Genomic DNA, 19,839 nt, shown 5'->3' with positions numbered 1-19,839 from the left:
CCCGCTTCGAGCGGGCGTCCCTAACAAAAAAGCGACCGAAACCCCGGGAGGGTCGGTCGCTTTTTTTGTTCGAACGGTGGGCTCGAGCCGCCGAGGGCGGCCGTTTCCTCAGTATTTGCTGCGCTTGAAGTTCTTGAATTCGTTGAGGATCTTGTCCTTGAACTCCTTGGAGATCTCGATCGACTTTTCCTCGGAATCGATCAGGCGCGGGGTGATCATGACGATCAATTCGCTTTGGGCCTTGGTGTTGCGGCGTTTGGTGACCAGGTGGCGCAGAAGCGGAATGCGGTCCAGCAGGGGGACCGAATCCTTGCCCCAATCTTCCTGGTCGAAAATCAGGCCGCCCATGACGATCGTCTGCCCGTCGCGCACGATCATTTCGGTTTCGAGCGTGTTCTGGCTGATGGGAACCGCTTCGGCGGAGGAGTCCTGGGCGCCCGCGGACGAGATGTCCAGCGAGATTTCCAGGCGAATCACGCCGTTGGCGTTGATGTGCGGGGTGAAGCCCAGGCTGACACCGGTCTCGCGGTACTGGATCGTCGAAGAGGAGGCCGGCGTGGTGGCGTTGCCCGTACCGACCGAGTTGATGTTGGTCGTCGTGGTGGCGATGGGTACGTCGGTACCGACCGAGATGTTGGCCGGCTGGTTGTCGATGGCCATGATGTGGGGCTGCTGCAGCACGTTGGCGTAGCCCTTGGTTTTGGCCGCGTCGAGCGAGGCCTTGATCGATGCGGTCGCACCCGAATAGGAGTAGACCGTCGAGAAGCCGCTGCTGCTGAGGCCGGTCGCCACCGCGCCGAAGCCGGCATCCACGTCGTGACGGCCGCCCTCGTTGTCTTCACCCGACCAGTTGATGCCCAATCGGAAGGTGTCGTTGAGTTCGACGCTGAGTACCGTGACCTCCAGGAACACCTGACGGGGCAGGATGTCCAGCTTGCGGACCGTCTTGAGCACCCGGGCGTATTCGCGCGGGGTGGTCTGGAAGATCAGCGAGTTGTTGTCGATGTCGACGATCATGACGGGCCCTTCGCCCTGCTGGATGTTGCCGCGGTTCTGGAGGTTGGTGTTCTGGGCGAGTCCCCGGTTGGGGTCCGGGTTGTTGCGGTCGGTCCGGTTGTCGCGGTTGTTGGTGCGGCCGGAGCGGTTGTTGAGATCGCTGGGATCGCGACCCGGGTTGGTGGTGCGTCGCTGGGAGATCGGCGAGGCGGCGCGGCCGGAGCCGCCGAAGGCCGTCTGAAAGCCGAAGAGTTGGCTCAGGCTGGAGGCGATGCTGTCGGCGGTGGTGTATTCCACGTGGTAGACGAAGACACTTTCCTCTTCGTATTGCGCTTCCTGGTCGAATTTCTTGACCCAGTAGTCCAGCTCCTTGAAGATCTCGCCGGAGTTGGCGACCACCAAAATGCCGTTCAGCGTCTCGATGGGAATCATCGAGAGTCGCTCGTTCTCTTCGTCGTAGCCGTAGACGGCCAGGATCTCTTTCATCTTCTCGGCGGTCTCCACCGCGTCCACGTGGGCCAGCTCGTAGAAGCTGAGGCGCTTGTTCTGGAGCACGTCCACGTCGAAGGTGGGGATCAGTTCCATGATCTTGGCGATGTACTGGTATTTGTCGATCAGCACCAGCAGGTTGTTGCGCGGCTCTTCCAGAACGCGCGCCGAGGGACTCATGAAATCCTTGAGGATCGTCGCCATTTCGCTGGGCTTGATGTACTTGAGCGGAATGATCTGAATCGCCAGTTCCTCGCGGCGCAGGTTGGGGTTGGGACGGCTGCCGAACAGCAGCTCCAGGCCCGGGTTCACGTCGGGCGAGGCGATCGGCACGATGAACAGGAAGTTGTCGCGGCGAACCATGGTCAGGTCGTGAAGCTTCAGCAGCAGGTCGAACAGCTCGCTGGTCTTCATCTTGGTGTCGCCCTCGACCATGCCGATCGTGATGGTCTGGTCCTTCACGCTGGGGTCGATGATGTAATTGGTGTGGAGCTGCTGGCAGAGGATATCGATCAGGTCGTAGAGCTGCGCTTCCTCCAGCTTGATGGCCGGTGCTTCCGGATCGTGTTCGAACAGCGGCTTTTCGGGCGGCGTTTCGTCGCCGGTCTTGAGGTAGACCGAGCTGCCGGCCGGCTCCTTCAGGTTGTCGACCAGGACTTCGACGGAGGTCTTGGAGTCGGTATCGTCTTCCACTTCGGGTTGTTCCGCGTCGGTTTGGTTCACATCTCTATCGAGTCGATTGTCGAACGTTTTCCCGGCGAAAGCTTTTTCGATCAAATCCTGCTTCTTTTGACAGCCGGCCGTAATGAGCGCCAGGCAAACCAGGGCCGGCACAATGTATCGGTTGCGGAACAACTTCGCTTTATCCATGAGAAAGACTACCTCTTGATACTTCACGTATGGGTGACATCTGTCGTTGGGGTGTTGGGGACTTGGTGCTTTAGGGCGTTCATTGGGATGGGCTTATAGGGATTCGGGTGATTGGGAGCGAGGGGGTCGGCGCGAGCCGTCGAAGCGCGGGCCTCGTCGTCGCCGATCCCGCCTTCGCCAAATCGCGACCCTCCCTAGAAGGTATCGGAGGGGCTCCGTTTGGGACGGCGCTTCGGCTTGGGAGCGGGATCGCGTTGGCCGTTCGAGCCGTGAGATTTGCGGGTTTGGCGCTTCGGCGACCTGGTTTCGGTCAAAGGCCGAGCGTCCGGTTTGAGTTTGACGGGTTTCACGGGGACCGCGGCCGAGCCGGTCTCGTCGGCGTCTTCCGAAGGGGGGAGCCCACGCGTGTCGGGACGCTTCTCGCCGAGGTTGGGGCGCGCGTCGTCGCCGGAGCCGTCGTCGATGAAATCGTTTTCCTCACCCGCGTCGTCCGCTGCGCGGGCGAGGCCGGTCGAGGTCTTGCCCGGGGAGGTGTCCTTGGGCGCATCGGGTGCTTCCTCTTCCGAGTTGGCGGCCTTTTTGGGCGACAGGATGATGCGTGAGCGGTAATCTTCTTCGCGACCCTCGGCATCTTCCTGGAACAGGCTGGAGATGACGGCGTTGCCGTTGAGGGCCTTGCGCGGTTTGCGGTTCGTACCCTTTCGGTTGCGGCCCCGCTTGCGGTAGTTGCGGCGAGCGGTGATGCTGAGGGTGTCGATGACCATGTAGTAGGGTTCGTTTTCGAAGGACTCGAAAAAGGTCAGCAACTCGTCCAGTTCCGCGTCGAAGGCGAAGTAGATGCGAATCTCCTTCAGGGGGCTGTCCTCGTTGACTTCCTCGGTGCGGCGCACGCTGATGGAGGGCAACGTCACGCCCGCGGCTTCGGCCTTTTTGGTGATGCTCTCGCGGGTGATGCGGGTGGCCTTGTCTTCGTCGGGCAGGAGAATGATGCGGTCGCGCGCGTTTTTCAGGTTTTTCTCCAACCTTTCGGCCCGTTTCAGATAGCCGTCCGGAGATTCCCCCTCGAGTTTGCCCAAATAGGTGATGATCTGTTCGTTGGCCGTGTCGATCTCGTCCCGGAGATTCTGTTTCTTGGCGATGTAAAGCTCGTGAAGCTCCAACACACCCCAAATGACGATGACGAAAAACATCATCCGCAGAATGGTTTTCTCTCGACGGTTGAACTTCTTCAAGGGGTGGCCTCCAGGGCGAAGCGTGGTTTACCGGAACGCCCGTTGTGGTACTTCGTTGGGGGGACGAGACGAACTTGCGGGGCATCGACGCGCTTCCAAGGCGCTTCATCCGGCACACGCGCGGCAAAATCAAAAAAGGTAGCACTGCGGCGCGTCCGACTCAAGCCGGAAACGGCTGCGATGCCGGGACGAGGCGTCGTTCGCGGGTGTTGGGCCTTCATCGCAGGCCCTCCAGTTTGATCTTGGCGTTGATCATGAACTTTTTCTTGTCGTCGCTGTTGCGACCCGAGGTGATGGCGTTGCCGCTCTTCACGTCGTCGATGAACGGGATGCCGTCCAGAATGCGCTCCACGTCGTAGGGACTGCCCGATTCGCCCTGAATCTTCAACTCGGTGCCGCGCCGGATTTGGAGGCTGATGAGGTAGGTGTCGTCGGGCAGGTCCTGGCTGAGGTTGAACAGCAGCTTGCTGAGCAGGTAGGGCGTCTGGTAGCGCAGGAACAGATCCGACTCCTCTTTGACGGTGTCGTAGCGAAAGCGCGCCTCGGAAAGCTCGTTCATGCGGCCTTGGATGTCTTCCAGCCGTACTTGGGCGCGGTTGTTCTCGCGGACCAGGCCCGAGTATTCCTTGATTTCCAGGCCCAGGAAAATGATACCGGCGAGGATCAGGGCGACCGTTCCCAAAATGACCGGCAGGCGCTTGTGGCGTTTGCGCAGCTTCTCGGGCAGCATGTTGAGGCCCAGGGACGGCTTGTCCAACACGCCCGTCACCGCCGCGCCGAAACTGCTCATGGCGGTCGGGGACACGGGATCACCGGCGGCATCGACCCAGACGTCGCGCGGCAGGTTCAGCTCGCCGGTCAGAAACTCGGCGAGCGGTTCCGGGGCGGTTCCGGACCAGATGAACTGATCGAAGTCGTTGGGATCGATGCGGGAAATGGCGAATCCGTTTTCGAGATGGCGCATCAGCGCCTGGGGTTTCTCTTCCGGCGGGTATAGGAAATACATGCTGGAAACCAGGCGGCCCTGGTTGATCGCGGCCATTTCCATACCGTTCTTGTGGAAGTTCAGCAGCATGGTGCGCAATTGACCGTGGCGTTCGCCTTCCGTACGGCCCAAAGCGTTGACGATGGCCAAGGTGTCCAGGGTGACGCCGGCCAATTTGAGGTTCCACCGGCGGATGAAACCGAAGGCGTGACCCAGGTGCTCCTTCTTGACGGCGACGATCATGACCCGCAATTGATCGGTTTTCGAAAGGATCTGTGGAAAGAACTCCCAGGGTTCCAAATCGCCAGGGAAATAGTTTCCGAGCTGGTATTCCATGACTTCTTCGAGATTGTCCTTGGCTTCCAACGGGAAGTCGACGATCTGGACACTCGCCTGGTAACGCGGAATGACCAAATAGGCGTCGGCGCGCTTGACGTGGAACTTGGCCTGGAAATCCTCCAGGAATTCCAGCATTTCCTCTTCTTTCTTTTCCTCGTAGCCTTCGATCGTCTCGTTTCCGGTGAAGCGGATCTGGTTCAGCTTGTTCTGAATCGCCGTCACGTGGAGCCGGTCCTGGTCGAACGACAGGCCCCATCCCTTGGAGCGAAGGTTCAATTCCAATTTCAATTTTCCTGTTTGTGCCATGGTCTAGCTCCCCTTCAGCGATCCCCGTCTGAACGGTCCGGGTTGGGTGTCTCGCTCACGTGTTTGAGCGTGAAATCTTTGTGGGAGAGATTGGTGAACAATTGACCCCCACCGGTGTAGCGCACTTCGTCTTCGACCGTGTAGCGCGCGACCGAATCGTAAATGTACCCCGTCGCCCGGATCGTAAACTGTGTTCCCTGATAAACGGTAAAAAACTTACTCAATTTTTCGTTGGCCTCCAGTTGGAGGATCTCGCCCGCTTCCATGACGTTCTCGAAGCGACGCTCTTCGCGGGCGAGCATGATCGATTGGGCCTGGGCCTTGTCGAGATCGAGAAAGGCCATCAAGACGCCCTCGGGGGCGGTGTTGATGTCGAATTTGCTGACGTTGGGGCCATTGGCCACCAGCAGGTCCTTGAGACCCGGTTTGCCGCCCGGCCTGCCGTAGAACATGTCCTCGGTGATGTCGCGCACCAGCAGCAGCTCCTCCACGCTGTGGAAGGGGCCGTTTCTGGGGAAGTAGGGCGGGTTGAGGCCCTGGTAGTAGTCCAGCTCGGCGCCGTTCAGCCGCTCCATTTCGTCCTCGTCGCGCCAGTCGAAGATGGCGTCGATGATCAACTCGCGTTCCTGTTCCTCGATCTCCATGTAACTCAACAGTTGGTTCCACTGCTCGCGGTTGGTGCTGTTGATCGACATCAGGCTGGTGTGGCTGAGAAGTTCGCAGACGGCGTAGCCCTCGTTGAACTCGTAGCGGTATTTCGACTTCTGCTGGAATTCCTCTTCCGCGCGGGTTTTCGACAGGGCGTAATCGTATTTCACGCGTTCCACCGCACCGCGGGCCAGCCAATAGGCACGGGCGCGGTCGCGGAACAGAATGGTGCGTTCGATATCGCTGCGGGCTTCGTAGTTCAGCCCCAGCACCAGAATCGACATGATCACGATGATCCAGAGCACCGAGATCAGGATGTTTCCGCGTTCGGCCGAGTTGGGCAGGGCACTGGGCAGGGCCCTCGGCAGGGCTCGAGGCAGGGCACGGTGATTAGAACGGAACACGCGTGCCACCTCCGCGAATCAGATTGTTGGTGTCGTAGACCGGCAGGACCATGCGGATGCCGGGCAACTCCTCGGTGGGAATGTCGTCGGTGATTCCTGGCTCTTCGTAGAAAAAGATGAACTCGACCGCCGAAGGGTAGCGGCCCTCCATGGTCAGATCCCAGTATTCGGCCCAATCTTCTTCGGTGTCCATTTCCTGTGCGCCGCGGGCCAGGGGGCGGCGGTAGCGCAGCGTGAAGGCCCGCAGGGGGCCGATCAGGCGCATGCTGCTGCGACCCATGACCTTGGTGCCGTCTTCGCCCTCGCCCGACAGGTTCCCGTCACCGGTGCCCGGCTGGGGTTGAACCGGCTGCATGTTGGGATCGTTGATCAGGGTCGGGTCTTCGCTGTTCTGCATTTGCGTCTGACTCAAAAAAAGGTTGGTTTCTTCCAGGAACAGGTAGAGATTGCCTTCCAGCGGCGGCGGAAAATCGGGAATGAAGCCGCTGCCCGGATCGACCGGGGTGGGGTCGCCGAAGGCACCGCCGCCGGACCCTTGGGTGCGGGAGCTGGGCAGGGTGTCCCAGTCTTCGTCCTCGCCCGGCTCTCCTTGAACCACGTAGTATCGGACGGCCACTTGTCCGGGAAAGTCGGACAAAAAAGAGACGGTGGAAAGAAAATTGAGCTCCTGTGGGGTTCCCAGAAAGAAATGGGAACCCTCGGGCAGTTGGTAACCCTGTGCCGGCGTGGGGGTGGGCGGCTGCGGCTGGCGATTGTTGCCGCGTCGCTGGTTGTCGCGGCGATTGACGCGTCGGTTGGGATTCACCCCGCGCTGGCGGTTGAGTTGATCGGCGTCGGCGCGGAAGAACAGCGAAGACGTCTGACGCCGAATCAGGTCCAATACCATGCGGTGATTGTAGTTTTCGCTGACGCGCTCCTGTACCGTGGTCCAGGCGCGAATGGTGTTCTGCAGCGTTCCGGCCACGATCAGCACGATGAAGGCACCCAACAGGACGGTCACGATCATTTCGAGCAGGGTGAAACCGGCCGGACGCCCGGATGCCCTGGGAGCGGTATTTGTGTGCGGCGTCATTGGTTTTCCTCGCTCCACAGGTACCAGGTTTCCAGATGGTATTCGCGGTCGATCTGGCCCTCCGGCCAGGTCGTGGTGGCGACGACGCGCAGCATCACGACTCTCGCATCCACTTCCGTATCCATGTCCACCGGATCGATGACCACCCGCCAGAGGTATTCGCCGTCCTCGCCGGAGACGTCGCGGTACTCCTCCCAGGATTCCGCCTCGTTGAGGTCGAGAAAGGTCCAGTGCAGGTTGTTCTCGGTGATGTAGACCCCGCGTTCGTAACGTTGGATGCGGTGCACGCTGGAAATCGATTCGGTCTGCGAGCGAATCAGGACGACCAGACCGATGGACAGGATCGCCAACGCGGCCATGGCTTCCAGCAGGGTGAAACCGGGTTTGGCGGCGAGCTGGGGGCGGGGTTTACAAGAGTTCTTCGTCAAGTTCCGCCTCCAGTGAGATTTCGAAAAGCTGGTCCAGATCTTCGCGCTCGAGGTCCTTCACGTTGCCCTTGCCCGTGATCAGGTTGAGCGAGGCCATGACGATGTGGCGATATTGGTCGTAGCCCTCTTGATCTTCGTCCTCCGCGGCGAAGATCACCGAAATGCGCGCCATACCGCGCCCCTCGGAAAGGTAGAGGGCGAATTCGTCTTCCATGGACGCCACCGATTCCAGTTCTTCGTCTTCCTCGGCTTCGACGTCACCCGGATTCATGCCGCCGGTGGTGGCGCTGTACATGCGATCGTTGATGCGAATGCCGATGATCCTGTGATCGCCGGCGAGTTCGGCCTTCTTGGTCTGGCCCGAAAGCGGGTCGTAATAGGTCAGGCTCCCCTTTTCGTAGTTGGGACGCAGCACCAGCGGTGCGCCGGTGGCGCGGGTGTGGTCCCAGGCGTTGCGAAGGTAGGCGATCATGCGGGCGCCGTCGTCCTTGATCAGCACGTTGTCCTGGTTGCTGGTCACGACCACCACGGACACGCCCAGCAGGACCATCATCAAGGTGACGACCACGATGATTTCCAGGAGTGTGAATGCCGAATGGCGGTGATGGCGCGGGCTGTTCATGGCGCGGTTCCTTCGAGTGCAGGAGCGGTTCGGAGTTTGGAGAGCGAGATGGGGGGAGACGGGCGGTTCGTTACGAGGGGACCCGGGTCGTGATTCGCGGCGGAGCATCCGGCACCCGTCGGGGGTTGGACCCGACGAAACCGATCGATCGCCGGTGAGCCGAGCCCCGGCGTGACGCGCTAGGCGATGGGTGCCTCAGAAGTCTTCGTCTTCCCAGCTCTTGATATCGGCATCGTCGCCTTCGCCGCCTTCCTTGCCGTCGGCGCCCAGGGACCAGATGTCGAATTCCCGGCTTTCGTCACCGGGGGTGCGGTATTCGTAGGGATTGCCCCAGGGATCGCGCAGGGCCTTGCGCTCGATGTAGGGTTTCCAGTTCTTCACGTTGTCGGGTTCCTTCGCCAGGTCTTCAAGGCCTTCGGGGAACCGGTTGTGATCGAACCGGAACAGGGTGATCTGTTGTTTGAGGGTTTTGATGTCGGCTTCGGCGGCTCGCCGCTGCGCGGAGGTGACCTGACCAAAGAATTTGGGGGCGATGACCGCTGCCAAGATACCGATGATGACGACGACCGCCATCATTTCCACGAGGGTAAAAGCTCTTCTTTTTCTCGTGAGGTTCATGGGTTTCTCCTTACTGAGGGGCTTTTTGGGTTTTAGACGTCAATCGGGTTCGGAGGGCCGAATTTACGGCGAAGATTTTCCGGTCCGGCGATCCGGCGATCCGGCCGCCTCGCGGGCGCCGGCCTAGATGCTGGTCGTACTGAGGCTGGTGACCGCCATCAGCATCGCGGCGACGATCATGCCGACCACCACGAACATGACCAGGATCATCACGGGCTCGAACATCGCGAGCAACCGCTTGATCGATTTTTCCAGGCTGGACTGGTAGATTCCGGCGATCTTGATGAACATGTCGCCCAGGGTTCCGGTTTCTTCCCCGACCGTGACCAATTGAACCGCCATTTTGGGGAACACGCCGGTGTGGGTCATGGGCCCGCTCATACCGTCGCCCTTCTTGATGCCCTTGATGATCGGGTCCATGGCTCTCTGGAACACCCGGTTGTTGGCGATCTCCTTGGCAATGGACATGGCGTCGAGCAGGGATACCGAGCTGTTGAGCAGGATCCCCAGCGTATTGGAGAAGCGGTTGACTTCGATCTGGGTGAAGATGTTGCCCAGTACCGGCATCTTCAACTTGAACACATCCCACTGAAGGGCGCCTTCGGGGGAGTTCTTCCAATGCCGGAAACCGAACCAGGCCGCGAGCGACAGCACCAGGATGATCCATTTGTAATCGGAGAGGAAGGTGGTGGCGTCGACCATGAGCCGGGTGATGAACGGCAGCTCCTGGCCGACCTGATCGAAGACCTGTTGGAACCGGGGCAGGACGAAGAAGACCAGGACCGCAACCGTGCCGGCGCCGGTGAAGGCCAGGATCGAGGGATAGATCATGGCCGAAACCAGGTAGGAACGCATGTTTTGCCGGGCCTCGAGGTAATTGCGCACGTTTTCGAGGACCTGATCCAAGACGCCGGCCGCCTCTCCGGTGCGCACCATGTTCACGTAAAGGCGTTCGAAGACCTTTTCGTGCTTGGCCAGGCTGTCGGCGAAGCTGTTACCGGCCTTGACGTCCTTCAACACTTCGCGAATGACGTCCTGCAGCGGCTCCTTGGAGGTGGTGTCGATCAGCAGGGCCAGCGCTTTCGCGAGCGGCAGCCCGGATTTCAACAGCGTCGCCAATTTGTCGGTGAAGTCGAGCACGTCCTTGCCGCTGATGCGGTTGATCGGCAACAGGTCTTCGACCTTGAAGCTCTGAAGATTGAACTCGGTGGACTTGTTCTGCTTGTCGGTGACCGAAAGCGGGAAAAGTCCCTTCCGCTCCAACTGGGCGAGGGCCTGGGCCTTGCCGCCGGCCTCCAGTTGCCCGGTTTCCAGTTTGCCGCTCGTATTGGTGGCCTTGTAATAAAAGGTTGCCATGGACGTTCCTTCGGTGAATTGGCTGATGCGCGCGATCCTGACGGCGGAATTCGGCCCTTGGGACCGAAACCGCCCTCACGGGGGGTGATTGGGCTTCCGATCTTAGAGTGATTCCTGGGTTACACGGAACAACTCCTCCACGGAAGTGACGCCTTTGAGTACCTTGTGCCAGCCGTCTTCACGCAGGAGGCGCATGCCCTTCTTGCGCGCGAGGGCCCGTAACTGGGCGGTGTCGGGCTTGGACATGATCAGGTGGCGGACCTCGTCGTCGAGCTTGAACAACTCGTAGATCCCCAGGCGACCCGTGTATCCCGTCTGCCCACAGGCTTTACAACCGGTGCCCCGGTAGAAGTGGACCGATGTGGGATCGTCGACCAATTTGATGATGTGTTTGTGGAAACCCATGTCCGGCAGGTAGCCTTCCTTGCACCCGTCGCAAATGACGCGGACCAGGCGCTGGCCCAGGACGCACAGAAGCGTGGAGGTCAGCAGGTAATCCTCGATGCCCATGTCCAGCAAGCGGTTGACGGCGCCGGTGGCGTCGTTGGTGTGAATGGTCGAAAACACCATGTGTCCGGTCAGGCTGGCCTGGATGGAGACTTCCGCGGTTTCCGCGTCGCGGATCTCGCCGACCATGATGATGTCCGGATCCTGGCGCATCATGGTGCGCAATCCGGAGGCGAAGGTCAGCCCCACCTTGTCGTTCACGTGGATCTGGTTGATGCCCTCGAGCTGGTATTCCACCGGGTTCTCGACGGTGAGGATCTTCTTCTTCGAATCGTTCAGCATGTTCAGGCAGGCGTAGAGGGTCGTGGTCTTACCGGAGCCGGTGGGTCCCGATACCAGGACGATTCCGTGGGGGTTCGCCGAGAGATCTCGGAAGTCCTTCTCCACATAGGCCGGCATCCCCAGTCGGGCCAGCTCGATCAACGCCACCGATTCCTTGTCCAGCAGGCGAAGCACGACGGATTCCCCGTGGAGCGTCGGCACGGTGGAGACACGAAAGTCGATCTCCTTGCCCAGCACCCGCATTTTCAGGCGGCCGTCCTGGGGAATCCGCTTTTCGGCGATGTCCAGTTTGGAGATGATCTTGATCCGCGAAATCACGGCGGGAGCCAGGGCCCGCGGTGGCGATTCAATCTCTTTCAGGACGCCGTCGATGCGGTAACGGACCTTGAGCGACTTTTCGAAGGGCTCGATGTGAATGTCACTGGCGCGCTGCTCCACCGCACGGGAAATGACCAGGTTGACCAGGCGGATGACGGGCGCTTCCGAGGCGAGATCCTTCAGGTGCTCGACGTCGTCGTAATTTTCGTTCATCTCGTCGACGTCGTCGACGATCTTGTCCAATTGGCTGATGCCCTCGCCGTAGTAGCGCTCCAGCGCATCCTGAATATCCGTGGGCGTGGACATGACGATGTCGAGTTCGAAGCCGGAGAGTTCGCGCAGGCCGTTCAGCGGGACCAGATTGTTGGGGTCCTCCACGGCAATCTTCAGAACGTTGTCCTCTTCGTCCAGCGCCAGCGGGAGAATGGTGTTGACGATCAGGAATTTGACCGGGATCTTTTCGAGGATGTCAGGCACGTTCTCGGGGTACTGTTCCGGGTCTAAAAAGGTGTAACCCAATTGCTCGCAGAGGATCTGGCAGCAATCGCGCTCGGTGAGAAAGCCCATGTCGACCAGGATCTTGCCGATCTTGGTGTTGGATTCCTCTTGCAGCGCCAGGGCTCGATCCAGGTCTTTCGCCGATATGCGGTTCCGTTCGAGGCAATATTGGCCGAACCGCTTGCGACCGATGCGAATGGTGGGTCGCTCCACGACTTCCGGAGTCTCTTGTTCGGCGGATTCGGGTTGGGGCGCTTCTTGGAGGGTGGATTCTTCATGAGTCAAGTTTCAGACCTCGGGCACAAAATTCCGGGAGGTAGTTTAGCATAAGCCAACCGGGTTGTTTTTTCGCGTCGTGCGGGGGGCGTGGGAAATCTCACCGGCACTCCGGGTCCGGATTGCCTGCCCGAACGAATGGATCGTCAGCCCGGGCTGCGGTGAAATCGGGGCAAGATCGGTGTCGCCGGGAATCTCCGGACGCACATTCGTGATGGGGGAAGGCGGCATTCGGGGTCGCGAGGGGCGCGGAGTCCGGAGGGTTTCGAGGACGGGTCCAGGTTTGCGGGTACCGAAACCCAAGAACCCGAGATGTGCGATTCGGGTGACCTGCAACGCCTGGTGGGGCGTCCGAGAATCCCACGATTCGGGTGACATCGCATTCGGCTCATGGGTTGTGACGAGCCAAGCCGACGGCAGGTCGAAAAAAATAACGCACTCTTTCGGCATGAGTGACGGCACTTCTCGGGTCGGGCACGCGAAGTGATCGGTGCCTGACAGTTGGGGCCTCTCCGGCTAGAATAAGAGCACCGGTTTCAACCCGTCATCGGCACCATGTGTGCTCGTGAATCTCCATTCGCGGTCACGCCACGAAAGGAACTCCCATGTCGCAAGCCTTTCCCCAAATCCCCTTCAACAAGCCGTTCATCGTGGGTAAGGAGCTCTACAACATCGCGCAAAGCGTGCTCAACGGCCATATCAGCGGAAACGGTCACTACACGCGGGCCTGCTCCGAGTTTCTGTCCAACCTGGTCGGCGGGGCGCCCGTGATCATGACGCCCTCCTGCACCGCGGCACTCGAAATGGCGTTGCTGATTTTGGATATCCAGCCCGGCGACGAGGTGGTGCTGCCGTCCTTCACGTTCGTGTCCACGGCGAATGCGGTGGTGTTGCGGGGCGGGATCCCGGTGTTCTGCGACATTCGCGAGGACACCTTCAACCTCGACGAACGATTGCTGGATCGATGTATCACGCCCAAAACCAAGGCCATCATGCCCGTTCACTACGCCGGCCAGAATTGCGACATGGAAGCCGTGTGCGGTCTCGCCGCCGAGCACGGTCTCTCCGTGGTCGAAGATGCCGCTCAGGGCGTGGGTGCCTACGATCGCAATCGACATTTGGGAAGCATGGGAGATATGGCGTGCTTCTCGTTTCACGAAACCAAGAACATCATGTGCGGCGAGGGTGGCGCGCTGGTCATCAACCGGGCCGAACTGCAGGAGCGCGCCGAAATCGTTCAGGAAAAGGGCACCAACCGCAGCCAGTTCTTCCGCGGCCAGGTCGATAAATACACTTGGATGGAGATCGGTTCTTCCTATCTGCCGTCGGAATTGCAGATGGCCTTTCTGTACGCCCAGCTTGAATTGCTGGAGGATGTCACGCGCAAGCGCGGCAAAGCTTATTTGGTCTACGAGAACGGCCTGACCGACCTGGAGCGCCAGGGTAAGCTGCGCCGGCCGATCTACTTGGGTCACAATCGCCCCAACCACCACATGTACGCGGTGCTCTGCCGCAGCCTGGCCGAGCGCAGCGAACTGATCTCCTTTTTGAAGGCGCGCAACATTCACGCGGTGTTTCACTACGTGCCGCTGCACAATTCACCGGCGGGGCTCAAGTTCGGCAAGACGCCCTATCCGTTGACGGTCACCGAGGACGTCGCCGATCGGCTTCTGCGCCTGCCGATGTACTACGAAATCAGCGAAGCCGAACAGAACCGCGTCCTGGAAGGCATGTACGATTTTTATCGCGACCGCTGATTTCGTTTTTCCAATCTCTGAAGGGCCTCCAAAAATAAAAAACCCCGTTCCTTCCCTCGAGGGAAGGAACGGGGATGGAGGCTGCGTGCTAACCGGTCATGGTAAAATTGGAACTGCTGAATTTGGGGGTCTGGGGAGCGCCCTGGTTGTCGGCGTCGTTGGCGATTTTCGCCCAGGCACTGCGCAGTTCGCCGATCAGTTTCTCTACGTGAGCCAGTATTTTTAAGTCGTTGCGCATGCCGACCTTCATGAGTTGGTTGGCAAAATAGGTGTAGACCCGGTCGAGATTGCGGGCGACATCGCCGCCGCGCTTGAAATCCAAGCTTCCCTGAAGCTCGTCGATGATCGCGAGCGTCTTGTTTAAAAATTTGACCTTTTCTTCGATATTGTTCTTTTCAATCGCATCGCGGGTCTGTTTGATGAATCGAAGCATGCCGTCGTAACACATGACGACCAATTGTAGGGGGGATGTATTGACGCTATTCGTCCGATACGCATTCGCGCTATACGTGGACGAATAGTTGCCCTTCCCGGTGTACGCATGCATTCAAGAGCCTCCGTGTTCTTTAGTTGTCGGCCTCCGTGCCTTACACCCTTGTCTATCGGGGCATGGGTTGCAGATCTTTAACGAAAGCTTGGTTCAACCTGTAACTTTCTGAATTCAGTGGGCTTCATCCGGGCTTGACGATGTCAAAGCAGCGAGCGGTCGTTCGAGTGGGTTTTGTAACGTTTTTGATTTGTTTGTGTTACCGACTTTTTTGCAGCGCCTTTCCGGTGTGCCGAATCGCCCGGCTCATGCGGTTTTTCGAGGCCTCGGCCGGCGAGCCGCCGAAACGGCCCCGCGTCGCCGGAACCCATGCCGATCGAGGCGATCGGAACGCCGGTCTTGACCTATGTTTTACGCGAATTGCGGCGGTGGTCTGTCGGGAAACGGCGACATTCGACCTTCAACCTTTAGCTCGGCTGTGCTATAGTTCCGATTTTGTTATTCGACCGTTTGGGTCAGGGACCGAACACGGGTGGTTTCAACCTTCTTTTTCAAGCCGGTTTTACACTGACGAATTGTTTTCCAACGCCCAGGAAGCCCCGGTCGAATAGAGGATATTTGATTGATCGCGGAAGCATTTCCTTGTTCAAGTTTGCCATTTCCAAGAAGGATCACGAAAGCGGCGCCCGCTTGGGACGCCTTCACACTGCCCACGGCTGGGTGGATACCCCTGTGTTCATGGCGGTGGGTACACAAGGAACCGTAAAAGGGATGACGCCCGTTCAGCTTCGTGAAGCGGGCGTCGGCATGGTGTTGGGCAACACCTATCATTTAATGCTGCGGCCGACCGCGGAGTTGATCGCCGAACTGGGTGGGCTCCATCGGTTCATGGGCTGGGACGGTCCGATTCTGACCGACAGCGGCGGGTTCCAAGTTTTTTCCCTGGCCGATCTCACCAAGCGAACCGACGATGGCGTCACCTTCCGATCCCACATCGACGGGGCCAAGCACTGGCTGGACGCCAAACGGTCGATGGAAGTCCAGCGCCTGCTGGGCTCGGACGTGGTCATGGCCTTCGACGACTGCACGCCCTATCCCTCGACCCGCGAGCAGACCGAGGCCTCGATGCGGCTGACCCATCGCTGGGCCGACATGTCGCTCGATCACTTTCAGGGCGGCCAGCAGGCGTTGTTCGGCATCGTGCAGGGCGGCATGTTCCCGGACCTGCGCGAGGAAAGCGCACGCGTACTCTGTGAAAAGCCCTTTCACGGCTTCGCGATCGGCGGCCTGAGCGTCGGCGAGTCGAAAGATCTGATGTATCCCATTTTGCGTCATACGGCACCGCTGCTTCCCGACGAGAAGCCGCGCTACCTGATGGGTGTCGGTACCCCGGCCGATTTGGTCAATGCCGTCAGCGTGGGAGTCGACATGTTCGATTGTGTCATGCCCACGCGCAATGCGCGGAACGGCTACGCTTTCACCAGCGAGGGCGCCGTTTCCATCAAGAAGGCGGAAAACAAGCGCAGCGAAAAGGCGCTCGATCCCGCATGTTCCTGCTACACCTGTAAAAACTTCAGCCGCGCCTACCTCAATCACGTGTTCAAAGCCAACGAGATCCTCTCGTCGGTGCTGATGACGTATCACAACCTCGCCTACTATCAAGACCTGATGGCATCCATGCGGGCCGCGATTCAAGAGGGACGGTTCGCGGAGCTGAAGTCCCGCATTCTAAGTACATACGGCGCCGAGGACATCGAGACGGTCAACGCCCCCGAGCGGGCACCGACCTCTTCTCCGAACCCCAGCGTCGCGGAGGAACCCTCATGTGGTTAAACCTGGCGTATTTCTTTTTTCAGGCGGGAGAGGGCGAACCGGCTCCTCTCTGGTTCAACATTCTCCCCTTCGTGGGTATGATCGCCATTTTCTACTTTCTCATCATTCGTCCTCAGATCAAGCAGCAGAAGGACCAGCAGAAGCTGGTGGACAATCTGAAGAAGGGCGACAAAGTAGTCACCAGCGGCGGTATTTGGGGAGAAATCGAAGCGGTCGATCGCCAGGTGGTCGTCCTCAAGGTTCATGACAAAACCAAAATCAAAATCACTCGCTCCGCCGTCACCGGATTCCAGCCTTCCCCTGCGGAAGGAGATACCAAATGAGTAGAGGATCCCGAGAGCTTGGCAACTCCCACCTGGGAATTGAGCCGCGGTCGAGGAATTCACAAGGAGTTCAACCATGAAGTTTCGATGGATCATAATGGGTCTCTCGATCTTATTAAGCGTGTTTTTGTTGATTCGTCCGCCAAGCGAAGACGGGAACATCTCTTTTGAAAACGTGAAGGAAAACATCCACCTGGGTCTGGACCTTCAGGGCGGTATTTTCATGCAGCTCGAGGTCGACGTGGAAGACGCGGTCGACCAGTACATGGAAGAACAGGCCGGGACCATCAAGGCCGGTTTGGAAGCCGAAGGCCTGACGGTCGAAAGCTCGGTCGCCAACGTCAAGGATCGCAGCATCGCCATGACCGGGGTCGTGATGACCGACGGCGACGCCAAGGGCAAGATCAAGGACTACTACGGCGAGATTTGGAAGATCAGCGGCAATGACGGCCGCTTCACCTTGCGCCTGAAGGACCAGGAGATGTCGCGGGTCAAGGACGAGGCCGTCAAGCAGACGGTCTACAAGATCCAGAACCGCGTCGACCAGTTGGGAGTCACCGAGCCCAACATCAACCGGGTCGTGGGAACCAACCGCATCGTGCTCGAATTGGCCGGTGCCGACGACGTGTCGCGGGTTCACAACATCGTCAAGGAACCCGGTCAGCTCGAGTGGCGTCTCGTGGTGCCCAACGTACCCAAGCAGGGTGCAGCCTCCGAGGCCGAGCTGAGCCCTTTCCTCAAGCCCGGTTTCAAAGTCTTTCCGATGGCCGACGCACCGGTCGAGGCGCCCAGCTACCTGATGCTGGATTCCGTCATTTTGACCGCCCACAACATCGCTCGGGTCTTCCCGACCCGCGATCGCAACGGGCTGCCCGCGGTCGGCATCAACCTGGACCGTGCCGGCGGCCAGACCTTCGGGACCATCACGGAGCGCAATATCAACAACCGTCTGGCGATCGTGTTGGACGACAAGATTCTTTCGGCCCCGACGATTCAGGACAAACTCCAGGATCAGTTCGTCATCAGCGGCAGCTTCACGCCGCAGCAGGTGGAAGACATGGTCGTCAAGATCAAGTCCGGTAGCCTGCCCGCCGAAGTGCGCATCCTGGAAGAACGCGTGATCGGCCCGACCCTGGGTCGCGACGCCATCCGTCAGGGAACCACCGCCGCGGGCATCGGTTTCGCCATGGTCATGATCTTCATCCTGTTCTACTACCGCCGCGCCGGCTTCTTCGCCCTGATCGCGCTCATCATGAACCTGATCATCATCCTGGGCATGCTGGCCTTCCTCGAAGCGGTCCTGACGCTACCGGGTATCGCCGGCTTCATTCTGACGATCGGTATGGCGGTCGACGCCAACGTGCTCGTGTTCGAGAAGATACGCGAGGAGCTCAGGTTGGGTTCCTCGGTCAAGAACGCGGTCGACATCGGCTACAAGACCGCGTTCGTCACCATTCTGGACGCGAACATCACGACCTTCATCGCGGCCTTCTGTCTGTTGTTGCTGGGTGAGGGCCCGATCAAGGGTTTCGCCATCATGCTGATGATCGGCATCGTCTCCAGTATCTTCACCGCCGTGTTCTGCTCCAGAACCTTCTTCCTGGCTCATCTCCACGCAAACGCCGGAATGCGCCAACTATCCATCTGGCCGCTCGGCAAGCAAAGCCCCGCGGCCGAGATCCATTGAGTTGAGGTGCATCCGCCATGAAACACATTGAATTTATGAAGCAACGCCAGAAATTCGGGTTGGTTTCGGTTGTGGTCTTTGTCACCTCGCTGATCATCCTGTCCACCATCGGGCTCGAAAAGAGTGTCGATTTCGAAGGTGGTACCAAGCTGACGGTCAACTTCGCCGAGTCCGACATCGCGATCGGCGACCTTCGCGATCGCGTCAATCAGGTCGACAGCAAAGCCACCATCGTGCGCATGGAAGCCGAGTCGGGTTCTTCGTTCCAGATCAAGATCAAGAACCCCACGGTGGAAGAAGGTAAGGAAGCGGAAGCCTCCCTGGCGCGTCTGCGCGGGTTGGAAAAGGGCTTCGGCACCTTCAACAACGAAGAGGCCGAGCGGATCGCCCTGATCCAGAAAACCGCCGAGCCCGTCCTGGCCAACCGTCTCCTGCGCGACAATCCCTATAATATTGTAGGGACCGACGACGAAAAGAAAGCCGCCTACGATGCCGTCGCCGCCAAGATCAAACAGTCGCTCGACGGTGTTGGCGACGTGGAAGCGCTGGCGGCCAAGATCGAAACCGATGCCGAACGCCAGGGCAAGCTCAGCCAGGCGCTGATTCTTCAGTACCCGGCGCTGAACCGCACCACCAACGATCTGTTGAACGCCCTGCTGACCGATGCCAACCCGCTGAACCGCGCGGCTCCGGCCAGCTACGGCGACGTCACCGCGCAGATCATCGATTTCCGCGAGAAGCACGGCGACTTCGCGCCCGCCTTCGGGGAACTCAGCGCCGCTCTGACGCTGCCCTCCGGTGAAGACAAGGCCGCTCTGGACAGCTTCTTCGCCAACAACTTCATTCTCGGTCACTACAAGGTCGTCTCCAACGAGACCTTCTCACCGTCGATCGCCTCCGAGCTGTTGTTGGACGCCATCGAAGCCATCATCCTGGCGCTGATCGCGATCCTGATCTACATCGCGGTTCGCTTCCGTCTCGGATACGCGGTGGCCTCGGTCGTCGCGCTGGTTCACGACGTCATCATCGCCCTGGGCGCCTTCGCCGTGGCCGGCCTGGTCCTGGGTTCCGAGCTGTCCAACCCGGTTGTGGCCGCGTTTCTCACAATCGTCGGTTACTCGCTCAACGACACCATCGTCGTGTTCGACCGCATTCGCGAAAACCTCAACACCGCCAAGACCGACGACGTGGAAAGCCACATGAACAAGTCGATCAACCAAACCCTGAGCCGTACCATCGTGACCTCGTTGACCACCTTTTTCGTTGTGGCGGTCATTTATTGGGGCTCCAACAACGCGACCCTGCGGGACTTCGCGTTGCCGTTGTTGATCGGTATCGTGGTCGGTACCTACTCGTCGATTTTCGTCGCAAGTCCCGTTTTGTTGCTGTGGCACGATCGGTACAAGCCCATCAATAAATAGATTTGTGACTTGAACCCCAGCCGACTGGGAGCATAAACTAGAGGAGCACTCGAGGAAACTTTTCCGCGGGTGCTCCTTTTTTATT

The 19,839-nt window shown here is 59.3% G+C and carries 16 protein-coding genes; 5 read left to right on the top strand and 11 right to left on the bottom strand.

The window, feature by feature from the left end:
* Positions 1 to 108 precede the first annotated feature (108 nt).
* The 10 genes from J3U87_RS12985 to gspE form a co-directional block, all read right to left on the bottom strand.
* A complete protein-coding gene (locus J3U87_RS12985) occupies positions 109 to 2,355 on the bottom strand; it encodes a secretin N-terminal domain-containing protein (protein ID WP_237383471.1) in 2,247 nt (748 codons plus the stop codon).
* 194 nt (positions 2,356 to 2,549) lie between these two features.
* Entirely contained in the window at positions 2,550 to 3,587 is a 1,038-nt protein-coding gene (locus tag J3U87_RS12980) for a hypothetical protein (protein ID WP_237383470.1), read from the bottom strand.
* A gap of 217 nt (positions 3,588 to 3,804) precedes the next feature.
* Positions 3,805 to 5,217, bottom strand: a complete 1,413-nt coding sequence (locus J3U87_RS12975; RefSeq protein WP_237383469.1) for a PilN domain-containing protein — start codon at positions 5,215 to 5,217, stop codon at positions 3,805 to 3,807.
* 14 nt (positions 5,218 to 5,231) lie between these two features.
* The gene (locus J3U87_RS12970) at positions 5,232 to 6,269 is read right to left on the bottom strand and encodes a type II secretion system minor pseudopilin (protein WP_237383468.1); all 1,038 of its coding nucleotides are present in this window, start codon (positions 6,267 to 6,269) and stop codon (positions 5,232 to 5,234) included.
* Positions 6,256 to 7,341 carry a PulJ/GspJ family protein gene (locus tag J3U87_RS12965; protein ID WP_237383467.1) on the bottom strand — a complete coding sequence of 362 codons (1,086 nt, stop codon included), beginning with the start codon at positions 7,339 to 7,341 and terminating at the stop codon, positions 6,256 to 6,258. Before J3U87_RS12965 ends, J3U87_RS12970 begins: the two co-directional genes overlap by 14 nt.
* Positions 7,338 to 7,769, bottom strand: a complete 432-nt coding sequence (locus tag J3U87_RS12960; RefSeq protein WP_237383466.1) for a type IV pilus modification PilV family protein — start codon at positions 7,767 to 7,769, stop codon at positions 7,338 to 7,340. The genes J3U87_RS12965 and J3U87_RS12960 overlap by 4 nt, the downstream gene beginning before the upstream one ends.
* Positions 7,750 to 8,391: a prepilin-type N-terminal cleavage/methylation domain-containing protein gene (locus tag J3U87_RS12955; protein WP_237383465.1), complete on the bottom strand. Its 642-nt coding sequence runs from the start codon at positions 8,389 to 8,391 to the stop codon at positions 7,750 to 7,752. Before J3U87_RS12955 ends, J3U87_RS12960 begins: the two co-directional genes overlap by 20 nt.
* A gap of 195 nt (positions 8,392 to 8,586) precedes the next feature.
* A complete protein-coding gene (gene gspG / locus J3U87_RS12950) occupies positions 8,587 to 9,009 on the bottom strand; it encodes a type II secretion system major pseudopilin GspG (RefSeq protein WP_237383464.1) in 423 nt (140 codons plus the stop codon).
* A 123-nt stretch (positions 9,010 to 9,132) separates the two neighbouring features.
* Positions 9,133 to 10,365, bottom strand: coding sequence for a type II secretion system F family protein (locus J3U87_RS12945; RefSeq protein WP_237383463.1), 1,233 nt, complete (start codon positions 10,363 to 10,365; stop codon positions 9,133 to 9,135).
* Positions 10,366 to 10,467: 102 nt separating this feature from the next.
* Positions 10,468 to 12,255, bottom strand: coding sequence for a type II secretion system ATPase GspE (gspE, locus tag J3U87_RS12940; protein WP_237383462.1), 1,788 nt, complete (start codon positions 12,253 to 12,255; stop codon positions 10,468 to 10,470).
* Between the two features lie 596 nt (positions 12,256 to 12,851).
* Here gspE and rffA point away from each other — a divergent pair.
* The gene (gene rffA, locus J3U87_RS12935; RefSeq protein WP_237383461.1) at positions 12,852 to 14,003 is read left to right on the top strand and encodes a dTDP-4-amino-4,6-dideoxygalactose transaminase; all 1,152 of its coding nucleotides are present in this window, start codon (positions 12,852 to 12,854) and stop codon (positions 14,001 to 14,003) included.
* Between the two features lie 88 nt (positions 14,004 to 14,091).
* On the opposite strand, the gene fliS is transcribed toward rffA, so the two are convergent.
* Positions 14,092 to 14,550 (bottom strand): flagellar export chaperone FliS, encoded by a 459-nt coding sequence (fliS, locus tag J3U87_RS12930; protein ID WP_237383460.1) that lies wholly within the window; start codon positions 14,548 to 14,550, stop codon positions 14,092 to 14,094.
* Positions 14,551 to 15,126: 576 nt separating this feature from the next.
* Here fliS and tgt point away from each other — a divergent pair.
* From tgt to secF, 4 genes are all read left to right on the top strand, one after another.
* Positions 15,127 to 16,323, top strand: a complete 1,197-nt coding sequence (gene tgt, locus J3U87_RS12925) for a tRNA guanosine(34) transglycosylase Tgt (RefSeq protein WP_420038301.1) — start codon at positions 15,127 to 15,129, stop codon at positions 16,321 to 16,323.
* Positions 16,314 to 16,646, top strand: a complete 333-nt coding sequence (yajC, locus tag J3U87_RS12920; RefSeq protein ID WP_237383458.1) for a preprotein translocase subunit YajC — start codon at positions 16,314 to 16,316, stop codon at positions 16,644 to 16,646. The genes tgt and yajC overlap by 10 nt, the downstream gene beginning before the upstream one ends.
* A 76-nt stretch (positions 16,647 to 16,722) precedes the next feature.
* A complete protein-coding gene (gene secD, locus J3U87_RS12915; protein ID WP_237383457.1) occupies positions 16,723 to 18,333 on the top strand; it encodes a protein translocase subunit SecD in 1,611 nt (536 codons plus the stop codon).
* 17 nt (positions 18,334 to 18,350) lie between these two features.
* A complete protein-coding gene (gene secF, locus J3U87_RS12910) occupies positions 18,351 to 19,754 on the top strand; it encodes a protein translocase subunit SecF (protein WP_237383456.1) in 1,404 nt (467 codons plus the stop codon).
* Positions 19,755 to 19,839: the final 85 nt, after the last annotated feature.

The organism is Sulfidibacter corallicola (assembly GCF_017498545.1).
In the GTDB taxonomy this organism is placed as follows: Bacteria; Acidobacteriota; Holophagae; order Acanthopleuribacterales; family Acanthopleuribacteraceae; genus Sulfidibacter; species Sulfidibacter corallicola.
This window is presented reverse-complemented; position numbering and strand designations above follow the sequence as displayed.